The sequence below is a fragment of the Methylobacter sp. BlB1 genome (assembly GCF_015476545.1).
Lineage (GTDB): Bacteria > Pseudomonadota > Gammaproteobacteria > Methylococcales > Methylomonadaceae > Methylobacter.
Map to the genome: position 1 here is coordinate 1 of NZ_JADMKV010000088.1, position 12803 is coordinate 12803.

Consider the following 12803-nt stretch of genomic DNA (forward strand, 5'->3'; position numbering starts at 1 on the left):
GTCTATTACTACCACCTGGATCACCTCGGCACGCCGCGCGAGCTGACCGATGCGGCCGGCAAAATCGTCTGGTCGGCCCGCTATCGGGCTTATGGCGCGCTGGCACTGGCCGATGTCACCGAAATCGACAATCCGCTGCGGTTTCAGGGGCAGTATTGGGATGCCGATACGGGGCTGCACTACAATCTGAACCGCTATTACGATCCCCAGGCAGGGCGATTCATTCACCAGGACCCGATTGGCCTGGCCGGTGGCGTGAATCTGTTCCAGTATGCGGTTAATCCGGTTAACTGGATTGATCCGTTAGGATTGACAGGAAAAGATTGTTCAAATGTTGCAAAGAGTGTAGAGACAGATAAATTTGGTAATGTAATAAGTCGCCTTCCTAAGAGCATACAAGACCAGATGACTTTAGATGCTGCTAAACGGGGTGAAGGAATTGTGAAAATAGATAATCTTGGTGATCCGAAATATGCAAGAATGCAAAAAATGGAACTGGAAACTATTTCAAACGGTGGTAAAAAATCCAACGTTCATTATGTAAGAGACCCAATTACAGGGGACATAATGGACTTCAAGTTTAAAAAACATAGTACGGACTATATACATAGGTATGAGTCTGTCAGAGAAGCAGGCATAAGGGAAAAAAATGAAAGTGTTATGTAAAGTTAACAATATTTTCGAACTGAATGATAATTCAACAGTGGAGCGTTTAAAAAAATATATTCGCTTATCTGATGGGCAATTATATTTAGAGAGAGACACAGAGTATTGTGTTTACGGCATACTTTTTAGGGATAACGCTCCTTGGTACTATCTATGTTTAGATGCAGATGATGAGTATCCAACTCCATATCCAGCAGAGCTATTTAATATCACTGATGGGCGTCTATCATCATATTGGAAACTTTCAACAATAACTTATCCAGATGGAACCGTGATGTCTTCGATAGTATTTGAAGAATGGTCTAAAGACTCTTCTTTTTATGAACGACTTATAGACGATGATCCAGCAGCTATTAGTTTGTTTGAAAAGTATCGAAAATTAATGGATAGAGAATAATTTAAGTGGTATAGCCATATGGCGGATGTTTCGTATGGTGGATTTGCCTTGCTTGGCAATCCACCAATAAACGGAGCCTTAAAGCCGTAATGTTCCGCTATGCTACCAGCCTGCTTGAAATGGCGGTTTGCTGTGCGAAACCGCCCTACTTGCTGTCCTTGAGCCCCAGTTCTGACTAATCAAACTGCCATATCACTCAATCCAGTTGTAAAATTTCTTTAACTTCGGCGAGGTCACGGTGGGCTCTTAAATACACTACAGCCGCTCTTGATAATTTCTCTGTATCGCGAACCATTTTCCGAAGTGTGATTTTGGCGTCATGTACATTGCGACCTTCTCGAATTTTCGCTACTTCTTTTTCAACATCAATTCTTATTTTATTTCTTGCTCTTACGATTCGTGTTTCATGCAGGTGGAAAATATCAATTGAATTTTTAACCCTGCGTTGTTCAGCTGGTGAAGCATCTGGTTTTGACTCGGGCATGCCATCCTCATCAAACCACAACAATTTTTCATCATCGGGATCAAAGGGATCTAAAAAGTCAGGCATTTCTTCTTGCAAAGCTTGTGCATCTGCTGGGGTAAAAACTCTCAGGGCTGGATTCACTAAAGGAAACTTACACGCTTTCCCTCCTTCGGTCTCCTCGAAGTTCCTTCGACTATTACAAAAAGTGCAAGCACAGCGGTAATTTTTCCAATCAAAGGCTAACCACCAATAGCCTTCATGCCCATGCTCTTCTTCTACTTTATTTTTTGGACGAAAATGATCAACCGGCATGTCAGAGCGAATTTCTTCCGCTTCACAGTACCAGCACTTCTTTTTCAATTTATCTGGTAGCAATTCGTAAAATGAGCGCCATACATCCGATGATGCGACTCTTTTTAATATCTTTTTCCTCTCCTCTGAATTAGAAGCCGCCAGTAGTTCGTTTTTTGCTGCTTCCGCCTTGTCTCGCCAAGCTTTAGTCAAGCATTCTTCTATATCATCCTTGCAAATCCAGCGCATTAAACTATCCCTCCCTATTTGCCGTGATATTTTTCACGTAAGTAATCCATGTAATCAGGATCGTCCGCGGATAAGTTAAAGCCAAGCTCGGCTAACTCGCCGTTCAGTCGTGCAAGATACTCTTCATCCGATTCGGCGGGTTTTTCAGGCTCACGCTGAACACGCTCTTGAGACAATTTGTCTTTACTGGCTAATTTATTACGAGCTGTCAGTTTTTCTTGCGTAATGTCATCTAATGTTGTTTTTAGCCCAAACATATCGCTTCGAAGTATCAGGTTAATACCCATCCCCCTTGGGCTTTCTTCCGGCTCTTGAGCATGAACCTGATACTGGGCATCACGCCACATTACTTGAACCTGTTGCTTTTCAAGCTCTGCAATTGCCAAAGGATGATGCGTCACCATCAACAGATGACTGATCTCATGATTAGGCACAAAGTCGCGCAGGAACTTAAGGTATTTCACTGCCCAGGATGGGTTTAGGTGCGTATCCGGTTCATCCAGTAGAAAAAGTGAATCTTTGCCGCCGGTAAACTTTAATAATCCCAAAACGGTCAGGAGTTGTTGCTCTCCCTCGCTCAGTTCTCGGAAGGTTAGCGGTGTGTCGCTACTGATGACTTTCACACGAATACTGACTTCGGAAATAATTTCCGAAAGCAAGGTGCTCTCCAGCATTTTAAACAACTCATCGGGCGTCAGGTTCTTGGCGAACTTACGCAGCAAATCCAGATTTGGCAGAAATAGATGAAAGAACTCGTTACGAATATTGTTACCGGTTAACGAAGTATCTTCCTGACGGGTGACTTTAACCGGTGCTAATGCATAAGGGTATAGCTCATCCAAAAACTTACGTACGACACCTCGCGCGCCCCAGAACAATTCGCTTTTTTGTTTTGCCCAATCGGGTTGGCGCATCACAAAATGAATACTGTCTAAGCCCTCAATACCAAGGTGCTCGCGCAAAAACGCTTTTTCCACACTGTCCTGTTCAGATAAGAAAAACGCCAACAAGACAAACTGACTGTGATGCGGCTTGGCATAGAACAAAGGGCGAATATCGCCTTTTAGATCCAACTTGTCTTTGAGCAGTTTGCGATAGAAATCGGTCCGATGTTTGCGGAAGTAACTTTCCAAACGATCACTCGGGCCAGAGTAATAGGCAAACACGTATTTCGGCAGATAAGGAGCATGACCTTTTTTGTCACGACTGACCTTGGAAAAGGGCACCGATATCCAATCCGGCCCTAAATCAAATAAACTGGTATTCCTTGGCTGATTAAGGTCACAAACTTTCACTTCGTATTGTTTGGCCAATGTTCCTCGCTCTGGGTCAGCATCGATCAAGATTTCTTGCCAATAGTCAGTATTCTGTTGGCCTAGGCGATAAATTAGACTATACGAAAAAGGTGGCGCTTCCCCTAGATCCAGATTGCGGAAGATCGCAACCAAGGCTTCCAAAACGTTGGATTTACCAGAGCCATTGCGGCCCACCACTACCGTCATCAGATTGTGTTCATCAAAATCCACTACCACGTTTTCAAGATTTTTAAATCGTGAGCGGATATGGAGTTTATTGACCTTCATGCCGTGTCCTTATGATTCTGTCGTCTCATTCAGTGAAAACCAGTCCTGTCCGTTTTTATCGCGCTTTAGCTTGATGATCTGCTTTGCCTCCAACGCATCGCGAACATCCAGAAAAAACTGCTCTAATTGCTCGGTGCTGCTGTTACTGGGGTAACCGGCTGCAGCCATTAATTCCTGACCTGTTAAGGGTTTGTTGGCCTTCCTTAACGCTTCGGTTACCTTGATAATGCTTTTGCTCATAGTGCCACCTGTCTTTTGCTTTACTGCGAGTATGCGTTTTTTGGGTTGCTCAGCCAGCGCTTTGCGCTCGGCTTTGATTTTTTCTAACAAGGCTTTGGCGCTGTTGTCGCCGCTGATCAGGTCGAGGTTGTCTTTGCGCCACTGTTCGGTCAGTTCTCCACGGAAGGCTTTGGCGAGGATGGATTGGGTCAGGTTGTTGACCCGCGCCAGGGCGTTATGTACTTGCTGTTCGATGGTATCGGCATAGGCGAACAATTGTTCGACACGGCGGACGATTTCGGTTTGTTCTTCGAGTGAAGGAGTTGGAATTGCCAAGCTGCGAATATCATCTAAACCTAGGCCAGCTTTTGTCGCGCCTCTTTTAAATTCTTGAATTTGTCGAATCCCAATATTTTGAGCCGCAATGCACATCGCTAAGAACTCTGAGTTGAAGTTTTCAACAGGTCTTGCCAGCGCAAGGTGTTGATTAATATAAGCCTCCCCCAGATCACGATCAATTCGAGCAACCCTGCCGACATCAGCCGTGATTGAGATAACCAAATCATTATGCTCTAACAAAGAGCGTTTACCTTCAACACTTTGTGGGAGATCAACAAACTGAAGGTCATTTAAGTCCAATTTGGTAGTGTCGTAACGTACATTACTCATTCGTAGAAAAAGAGCGCCTCCCTTCGAGTAATATCTTGCCCATCCCCTTGATCCGCTAGTTATATAGTCTAAGAGATGAGCGGAAGGCACAATTTCCCATTCAGGTGGTAAATCCGGGACTAAAAACAGCGCTTGTTCATACAACTCCGGTTTAGGTTTTAGCTTTCTTTCCTTATAACTTATTGACGGATATTCCTTTATCAATCGTCGCCACTCCTCTGTCAACTTCCCGCTCACCGCAGCGGCAAGGACGGATTGGCGGAAGCGTTTGAGGATTTGCGGGATGCGTTCGAGGCGGGCTTTGGTGCTTTCCACCTGTGCCAGCAGGATGTCGAGTTTATCGGCGATGACTTTTTGTTCGGCTAGAGGGGCAACAGGAAATTCCAAAACCTTAAGATTCTCAAGCCTTATACCTTTAACAGTTGTACCCGTACCTAATTCTTCGATCTGTCGGGCAATCGAGCGATACCAATAAACCAAGTAGTCGCTTGATATGCTCGCTGGAAGAAATAGTGCTTTTAGATCTTGGTTAATAGCCGAGTCAAACTTAGCCACAACGATCTTTCCTAGGCTCATACGCGTTGCAATAATTGGCGTACCTGCTGGAATTATATTTGTGCTGCTGTTATTAACGGCTTCTAGGCTGATGTGATCTATCGTGTCTTCGAGGATATTTTTATTCATATCCTTAACACTCATCCAAGGAATATTTCCCCGATAGTAACTGAGGTTTGATTTACTTGGTGTACCACCACCAACGATGGACAGCAAAATACTGTCCAACTCAGTAATTATCCAGGCTTCTGGCAATTGGGGTTCTGCCATCACTTTACCTCACCAAACATATCAGTCAGTAAAGTTCTATGTGCATCCGCCTCGCCACCCGCGCCCAACTCCCGCATCAAGCCATCCAATTCCCCCAATGCTTGCACCAGTTCACTCATGGCTTCACTTGCGAGAACCGAAGGCTCGGGCAAATTAGCGGCATCGACGCTGTCGGCATCTTTCAACCAGGAAATATCCAGCGAATCGCCCTTGTGCTCGGCGATCCACTTGCGGCTGAAACAGCGCCAGCGGCTGTGGGCCAGGCGGTCGTCGACGCCCTGGTTTTCGTCGGTATCCGGCGTTTCGATTTTCTCAGCATTGAATGACCACTCGCCTTCCTGCCGGCCAGCCAGAATCTGCGCGAAGTCGCCGCCGGCCGCGGCATTAGCCCTTCCCTGTGCGTCATAGACTTTTTCAAACGGCTCAAGATGCTGCTCGCCAAACGGGCTGCGCTTGCCGAAGCTGGGCATGTTGGTGCGCAGGTCGTAGACCCAGACGTTTTCTGTGCAGTTTTCTTCCTGGTGTTTGTCGCCGGCCGAACCTTTGGTGAAAAACAGCACGTTGGTTTTCACGCCCTGGGCGTAGAAGATGCCGGTCGGCAGGCGCAGGATGGTGTGCAGGTTGCACTTGTTCATCAGGTCGCGGCGCACCTCGGTGCCGACGCCGGCTTCGAACAGGACGTTGTCGGGCAACACCACGGCGGCGCGGCCGCCGGGCTTGAGATTGCGGTAGATATGCTGCAAAAACGCCAGCTGTTTGTTGCTGGTTTTGTAGGTCAGATCGTCGCGGGTGATGCTGGCTTCGCCGCCTTTGGCGGTGCCGAACGGCGGGTTGGCGAGAATGACATCGGCTTTTGCCAGACCTGCGCCGGCCTGGCCCAGGGCGTTGCCCAGATGCACGACGCCTTCGTCGTCGCCTTCCATGCCGTGCAGCAGGCAGTTCATCAAGGCCAGGCGGCGGGTGGAAGGCACCAGCTCGACGCCGGTGAAGGCCTTGTTTTTCTGGAACTGCTGCTGTTGGGCATTCAGGTCGAATAGGTCGTCGGTCTGCTGTTTGATGTACTGGTCGGCGGCGATCAGGAAGCCGGCGGTGCCGGCGGCCGGGTCCTGGATCAGTTCGCCGGCCTGCGGCTTGATGCAGCGCACCATGCTGTTGATCAGGGCGCGCGGGGTGAAGTACTGGCCCGCGCCAGACTTGGTCTCGGAGGCGTTTTTCTCCAGCAGGCCTTCGTACAGGTCGCCCAGGCCGTCTTTTTGCGCGCTGAACCAGTCGATCTGGTCCAGGGTTTTGATCAGTTGTTCCAGATGGCGCGGCTCGCGCAGGCGGGTTTGCGCGTCGCCATAGATGGCGCTGATAAGAGGGTCATTATGGACCTGTACTTCAATGGTTTTGCCCTTTTCCTCAGGATCTGCTTCGGTTCGCTTACCGGTTGAAAGAGCAAGCAAAATTGCTCTGTAGTCGTTCAGCAGGTTGATGCCGGATTTGCCGTTCAGGTCGGTCCAACGGCAGCCTTCGGGCAGCGGGTGTTTTTTCAGCGTGCCGGCTTCGGTGTTTTCGTGCACCATCTTGATGAACAGCAACAGCACCAGCTCGGTGACGTAGTCGCTGTAGTTGATGCCGTCGTCGCGCAGCACGTCGCACAGGTTCCAGAGTTTTTGGACGATGTCATTGTTGGTCATGCTATTCCTGATAAAAAATCGGTTCGCTAGCCGATGCGGCTAGTATCATTGGGGTATGGGATCATCTCGTTGCTGTCCTGGCTCATCAAGCGCATCAGCTTGGGGTGGACAAAGAGTTTTTCCTTGCCCGCTTGCATCTCCTGCAATACGCCGATCTCGGCCAGTTGCTTTAGATACACCGAGGCGGTCTGGCGCTGGGCGATATCGCGTTCAACCAGGTTGTTGATGCGGCAGTAGGGCTGCTCGAAGATCACTTGTATCAGTTCGTGGCTGTAAACTTTGGGCAGCTGCTGTTTGACGTAGCGACTGGTGTGTTCCATCAGTGCGCGAATGGCGGCGATTTTGCCGCAGGTCCAACCGGACATTTGTTCGACGCCTTTGAGGATGAACAGTATCCAGTCCTGCCAATGGCCGCTGCTCGTCACTTGATTGAGCAAACGGTAATAATCGGCCTTGTGCTGCACGATGTAGCGGCTCAGGTACAGAATCGGCAAGGTGAGCAGTTGCCGCTCGATCAGATACAGAATATTGAGGATGCGGCCGGTGCGGCCATTGCCGTCATGGAAGGGATGAATGGCTTCGAACTGATAATGGCTGACGGCCATTTTGATCAGCGGGTCGATGTCATCTTCGGCATGAATAAAGCGTTCCCAGTTGCCGAGCAGGTCACGGATCACGGCCTCGCCCGCAGGCGGGGTGTAGATAATGTCCCCTGTACTTTCATTACCGATCACAGTGCCCGGAATCTTGCGGATGTCCATCTCTATGCCTTTAAGGGTGCTGCAGACTTCGATGGCTGTCGCTGTACAGAGCGGGCGCTTTGACAGTTGCACAAAGCCTTGATACAGGGCCGTGCGGTAGCGTAATGCCTCTTTGGTCGCCTGGTCGGCGCCGCTGTCTTCATGGGCAAACTGAAACAGCTTGTCCGTGGTGGTGACGATGTTTTCGATTTCGGAGCTGTCTTTTGCTTCCAGCAGCGGCAGCAAATTAATCAGCAATCCCTGGTTAGGCAACAGCTCTGCGGCCTGTTTCAGCTCCGCCAAGGCTGCGCGCGCTGAAATGCAGGCTTTTAAAATGCCTCGGGTTTCTACCTGTTCGGTTGCGGGAGGGAGCAGCGGCAATGCGTTGTAGGGCTGGTCGGCGCGCCAGGTCATGTTTAAAGTCCTTTAAAATTTCGACACGTGATGTGTGGGGCGCCAGTATATATCGATGCTGTCGACATAACAAGCGCTCATGTCGAAAAGTGTTAAAAATATCGACATGAAATGTTTGCTTCAACATTCCCATGCTCTGCGTGGGAACGCATTTCGAGCCACTTCGCGGTTCGGGATGCGGAGCGTCCTAAGCCGGGCTCCCACGCAGAGTGTGGGAGCCATATGTATAGATTTTCCGTATTTCTATGCCTATCCGAACAATATATATAGAAAACAGCATTTTTAAACATGACAAGATAAGGATACTGGACTTACGCAAGTATGTGGGGGCGACTTCAGTCGCCTATTAATCCATGGGCGACTGAAGTCGCCCCTACATTTTTATAAACAGTTTCCCACGCGGGTCGGGGTTTGTAACCCCGACCCGAACGTTTCATTGGCAGCAGGTGGCACGAAGCAACATTGACGGTTGTATGCACTCTCGCCGGAGCGTGGGAACGAGAAGTCACTAAGCTTGCTGCGGCCAGATGCCCTCGCCGAGTTCCTCCAATACCGTATCGAGCTGGTTGCCCAGCACTTTGTCCAGCTGTCTGGCGCCGCCGTGGTCGGCAAAACGGCTGCTCACGAATTCGCGGTCGATGATGACTTCGTGCACCAGTTGTTTAGCCAGGCGTTCCAGCCATTTGCGCTGCGCCGGCAGCCAGTTGTGGCGGGCGTAGATCCGATCCATCGCCTTCGCCACCCGCTGTTCGAACGGGATCAGCGGTTCGCCCAGGGCGGCGCGGCGGATGTGGCCGATGATGCTGGCGGCAATGTCCTGGTTGGTCTGGTTGCGCACGGCGCTTTGCAGCCTGGCCTCGCTGAAGCCTGCGCCATCGAGCAGCAGCTTGATTTCCTTGAGCTGTTCGCGAGTGAGATCGCGGGGTTTGTTGACCACCACGGCCAGCGCCGCGGACTGGTTGAGCTGTTCCTTGATGAACCGGTTGAAGCTGTCGAGGTAGTCTTCGGGCCGTTGATGGGCGCCGTAGCTCTGGCTACGGTCGCGGATTTCGTCATGATGTTCCGAAATGATCGGCTGGCGCTCGCTGCCCAGCAAGGCGTTGACTTCCGCCAGCTGATCGGCCAAGCCCGCATGCTGCTGAATGAAGCGGGCGGCCTGTCTGGGGCCAAGCTCATGCAGGTGCCTGTGCAGCGACTTGGGCTCGACGCCCCAGCGTTGCTGCAGTTCGGAAAGCTTTTGTTTGAGCGCCGGTTTGCTTTCCGACTTGCTCTCGGCCTTGCGCAGTATCCGCATCAGTTTCTGGCTGAGCTGGCTGAGCACCACGTCGGCATGGGTTTCGCCGGGTTGCTCGCCGGGGCTGTTCAGCGCCTTTTCCAGCCGTTCCGGGTCGGCGAGCTCGTCTGCCAGCTGGTCCAGCGTGATGTTCGGGTCCTTAACCAGCGGCTTCATCGTGTTCACGTCCTGCAGGGCGGCATAGATGTCCACCGGATCGTAAATGCGAAAGACGGTCTTGCCGATTTCATCGCAGCGGCGGGTGGCGCGGCCGATCATCTGTTCATACAGGATGCGCGATTTCACCCGGCGCATGAACACCAGATTGCAGATTTTCGGCACGTCGATGCCGGTGGTGAGCAGGTCGACGGTGATGGCGATGTTGGGGTAGCGCTCGTTCTTATACTGGCGGATCAATTGCTCCACCTTGTCGCTCTGGCCGGTGATCTTGGCGACGGCAGCCTGATTGTATTCGCTGTCGTAGAGGTCTTTGAAGGCGTCGTCCAGCAGGCGCTTGACCATGTCGGCATGCAGATCGGTGGCGCAGAAGATCAGGGTTTTCTCGTCGCCGAAAGGGTCCAGCTCCTTAACCAACTGCTCGCAGATGACCCGGTTGAAGTTTTCGTTGATCACCCGGCGGTTGAAGGCGTCCACATCGAAACTCAGCTCATCTTCCAGTTCGGCGGTTTCGACCGCTCCGGTCCGGAGGTTGACGGCGCTGACCGTCTCGCCTTTTTCAAAGCGGATGCCTTGCTGCGTCAGCAGGGTTTGGTAGCGAATCGGCGGCTCGTGGTCGATCAGCCAGTCGTCGGCGACCGCTTCGCGATAGGAATAGATGTAAACCGGCTTGCCGAAGATTTCGCTGGTGTGTCTTGCAGGCGTCGCGGTCAGGCCGACTTTGACCGCGTCGAAATAATCCAGCACCTGGCGATAGGTCGACAGATACTGGCCGGCATCGCGGGTGGCCAGCTCACCTTCGGTCATTTCCTGGTCGAGCGTGTAGCCCCGGTGGGCTTCGTCGATGATGATGCAGTCGAACCGGTCGACAGGCGGCGGCGCATCCGACATGAAGATGCGCTTGACCATGGCCTGCACGGTGGCGACTTGCACGCGGGTTTCCGCCTCGGCGGCCATGTCGCCGAGCTCGGCCACATTGTAGATCTTGGACAGGGTCTGGTTTTGTTCCAGCGCGGCTTCGTTGAACACATCGATAGCCTGCCGGCCGAGCGCGGTCCTGTCCACCAGAAACAGAATGCGCCTGAAGCGTTCGGCTTTCAAAAAACGGTACATCAGGCCGATGACGGTGCGGGTTTTGCCCGTGCCCGTCGCCATCGCCAGCAAGGCGGTGCGGCTGTTGCGGGCCATCGCCTGCTCGACGGCGGCGATGGCTTTGACCTGATAGTCGCGCAGCTTGAGGTAGGCGAATCCTTCCCGCCTGAGCGCCTCTTCCGCCTGTGCCTTGCTGCGTTTGAGCAGGTCCAGCAGGCCTTGCGGGGTATGGAAGTGCAAAAGTGCGCGTTTAGTATTGCCGGGCTCGCGCACGTCGCGGAACCAGGTGCCGGACTGCTCGGTTAGCTGCGGAATGTAGGGGCGGCCGTTGCAGGAATACACGAAAGGCACTTTGTAGTGGCCATCTTCCTCATCAGGCCAGGCTATGGTCCGTCCCGCCAGCTCCCAAGCACCCGTCATGGGCGGGATAACGGTGAAGCCCTTGCTGTAACGTTCCGCCTGCGGAATTTTACCCGCCACATTCGCGTTTTCTCTTTTGGCCTCAACCACGGCAATGGGTGTCAACCCGCAAAACAGCACGTAATCCGCGCGGCCCTGCTCGTCCTTGTGCTTCGTCGGCCATTCGGCGATGGCCTTATTGGTCCCTTTTTCCGGGCGGGCGCCGCTTTTGTAGGTCAGTTCCTGGCTGTCCGCTTCCCAGCCTGCTTCGGTGAGCTGCTGGTCTATCAGCAGGCGCGTGAGTTCTTCGTTTAAAACGATAGACTGGCTGGCGGAACGGGTTTTGTTGGCAATTGTCTGCCGTTGCTCGCTGATGGCTTTGTCGTCTTGCCGGGCGAGCCGGCTTTGCAGAGCCTTTAGTTCTTGTTCGTATTCCTGTTGTTGCGCTTTGAGAGCGGCTTCATGCGTTTTGGCTTGTATTGCGAGCTGGCGTGATTCTTCATCCATGGCCAAGGCCAGCGCTTCGAATTCCGCCTTTTCCCGTGCGATCAGATCGTTCAGCTGCTGACTGGAATCGAGCTGGATATTGGCTTCTGCCAGTTCATGCTTTAACGTCTCGATTTCCGTCTGGAGCCGCCTGAGCTGAACGCTTGGGTCGGCCGGCGGGATAAAAGGCCCCGCTTTAAACGCCGCGCCCGCTTTGCCGAACGACTGATGGAACCAGATGGCCAGAGTTCTGGCGACCTTCAGTCCGTCCAGGGCTTCTTTGTGCCGGGTTTTGAACTGGTGGGCGGCTTTGTTGCCTTCGACGCGCAGGGTATGGAACAGCTCGCGCACGACGGGTTCGAACTTCAGCTCGCGGTCGAGCCGGTACAGCAACTCGGCCTGACCGGTTTGCTCATTGAACTCGATGCCCGCCAGCGCGGCGATATGCCGGGCCAGCGCTTCGCCGAGCTGACGAAGCTTGATCAGGGTGGTATTGGGATCGCTCGGGAACGCTTTTTCGGCGGCAGAAGCGATTTGCACGAACAGCGGATCGTGTTCTGCCAGGAAAGCAAAATTGGCTGATTCCGGATTTTCCATGGGCTGCGAAGTACAACCTCCCTGTATCGCTGTCGCCATAACGACCGCTTAATTGATGAGTTCCAGCAAGCGATCGTCCCGCCAGATTTCCGGCTTTCCCTGCAGATAAGAGGAACTGGGATCGATGACAAAGCGCCGGTTCATCGCGGTACGCCCGAGCAGCATGCGAAAGCGCATGCTGTCGCGGTTGGTCAGCTTCATTTCGGCCCGAATCAGCGAGCGCCCCAGAACAAGCTCGGTTTCTATGACGTAGCGCAGCTGCTTATGCCCGCCCGAATCCGAAACCAGGCGGCGGTCTTTGACCGGCGCATGGCATTCGACCACCACATCGGTTCTGAGCTGGCTGGGATGAATGGCGAACATGACCCAGCGCTGCTCGCCTTTTCGATAAGGGTCGATGGTGAAAGCATGCAGGGCCGACGAGCGCGCGCCGGTGTCGATTTTGGCCTTGATCTGCCCGATATTCAGTTCGGGCAACGCGACCCATTCGCGCCAGCCCAGCATCGGTAACTGTGTTGATAAATCTGTCATTATTTATCTTTGCCTGGAGATCTATTATCGGTTTAGAGTTATGCTTGTAG

The 12803-nt window shown here is 52.3% G+C and carries 9 protein-coding genes; 2 read left to right on the plus strand and 7 right to left on the minus strand.

The window, feature by feature from the left end:
* Nucleotides 1–666: RHS repeat domain-containing protein (locus IT781_RS22750; RefSeq protein WP_305076266.1), on the plus strand; the 666-nt coding region annotated here is incomplete at its 5' end.
* Entirely contained in the window at nucleotides 650–1063 is a 414-nt protein-coding gene (locus IT781_RS20190; protein WP_194971972.1) for a hypothetical protein, read from the plus strand. The genes IT781_RS22750 and IT781_RS20190, both read left to right, overlap by 17 nt.
* A gap of 196 nt (nucleotides 1064–1259) precedes the next feature.
* On the opposite strand, the gene IT781_RS20195 is transcribed toward IT781_RS20190, so the two are convergent.
* The 7 genes from IT781_RS20195 to IT781_RS20225 form a co-directional block, all read right to left on the minus strand.
* On the minus strand, nucleotides 1260–2069 hold the full coding sequence (locus tag IT781_RS20195) for a hypothetical protein (RefSeq protein WP_194971973.1): 810 nt from the start codon (nucleotides 2067–2069) through the stop codon (nucleotides 1260–1262).
* A 14-nt stretch (nucleotides 2070–2083) separates the two neighbouring features.
* Entirely contained in the window at nucleotides 2084–3652 is a 1569-nt protein-coding gene (locus tag IT781_RS20200; protein ID WP_194971974.1) for an AAA family ATPase, read from the minus strand.
* A 9-nt stretch (nucleotides 3653–3661) separates the two neighbouring features.
* Complete coding sequence (locus tag IT781_RS20205) at nucleotides 3662–5365, minus strand: restriction endonuclease subunit S (RefSeq protein WP_194971975.1); 1704 nt, start codon at nucleotides 5363–5365, stop codon at nucleotides 3662–3664.
* Nucleotides 5365–7044 carry an N-6 DNA methylase gene (locus tag IT781_RS20210; protein ID WP_194971976.1) on the minus strand — a complete coding sequence of 560 codons (1680 nt, stop codon included), beginning with the start codon at nucleotides 7042–7044 and terminating at the stop codon, nucleotides 5365–5367. The genes IT781_RS20205 and IT781_RS20210 overlap by 1 nt, the downstream gene beginning before the upstream one ends.
* Before the next feature lie 26 nt (nucleotides 7045–7070).
* The gene (gene fic, locus IT781_RS20215; protein WP_194971977.1) at nucleotides 7071–8198 is read right to left on the minus strand and encodes a protein adenylyltransferase Fic; all 1128 of its coding nucleotides are present in this window, start codon (nucleotides 8196–8198) and stop codon (nucleotides 7071–7073) included.
* Nucleotides 8199–8706: 508 nt separating this feature from the next.
* Nucleotides 8707–12261, minus strand: a complete 3555-nt coding sequence (gene hsdR, locus IT781_RS20220; RefSeq protein WP_228779312.1) for a type I restriction-modification system endonuclease — start codon at nucleotides 12259–12261, stop codon at nucleotides 8707–8709.
* A gap of 9 nt (nucleotides 12262–12270) precedes the next feature.
* Complete coding sequence (locus tag IT781_RS20225; protein ID WP_194971978.1) at nucleotides 12271–12753, minus strand: ATP-dependent zinc protease; 483 nt, start codon at nucleotides 12751–12753, stop codon at nucleotides 12271–12273.
* Nucleotides 12754–12803: the final 50 nt, after the last annotated feature.

Excerpts from the sequence above, each read along its gene's own strand:
- IT781_RS20210 (WP_194971976.1), bottom strand. The coding sequence starts at position 7,044 with ATGACCAACAATGACATCGTCCAAAAACTCTGGAACCTGTGCGACGTG.
- hsdR (WP_228779312.1), bottom strand. The coding sequence starts at position 12,261 with ATGGCGACAGCGATACAGGGAGGTTGTACTTCGCAGCCCATGGAAAAT.
- fic (WP_194971977.1), bottom strand. The coding sequence starts at position 8,198 with ATGACCTGGCGCGCCGACCAGCCCTACAACGCATTGCCGCTGCTCCCT.
- IT781_RS20205 (WP_194971975.1), bottom strand. The coding sequence starts at position 5,365 with ATGGCAGAACCCCAATTGCCAGAAGCCTGGATAATTACTGAGTTGGAC.
- IT781_RS20225 (WP_194971978.1), bottom strand. The coding sequence starts at position 12,753 with ATGACAGATTTATCAACACAGTTACCGATGCTGGGCTGGCGCGAATGG.
- IT781_RS20190 (WP_194971972.1), top strand. The coding sequence starts at position 650 with ATGAAAGTGTTATGTAAAGTTAACAATATTTTCGAACTGAATGATAAT.
- IT781_RS20195 (WP_194971973.1), bottom strand. The coding sequence starts at position 2,069 with ATGCGCTGGATTTGCAAGGATGATATAGAAGAATGCTTGACTAAAGCT.
- IT781_RS20200 (WP_194971974.1), bottom strand. The coding sequence starts at position 3,652 with ATGAAGGTCAATAAACTCCATATCCGCTCACGATTTAAAAATCTTGAA.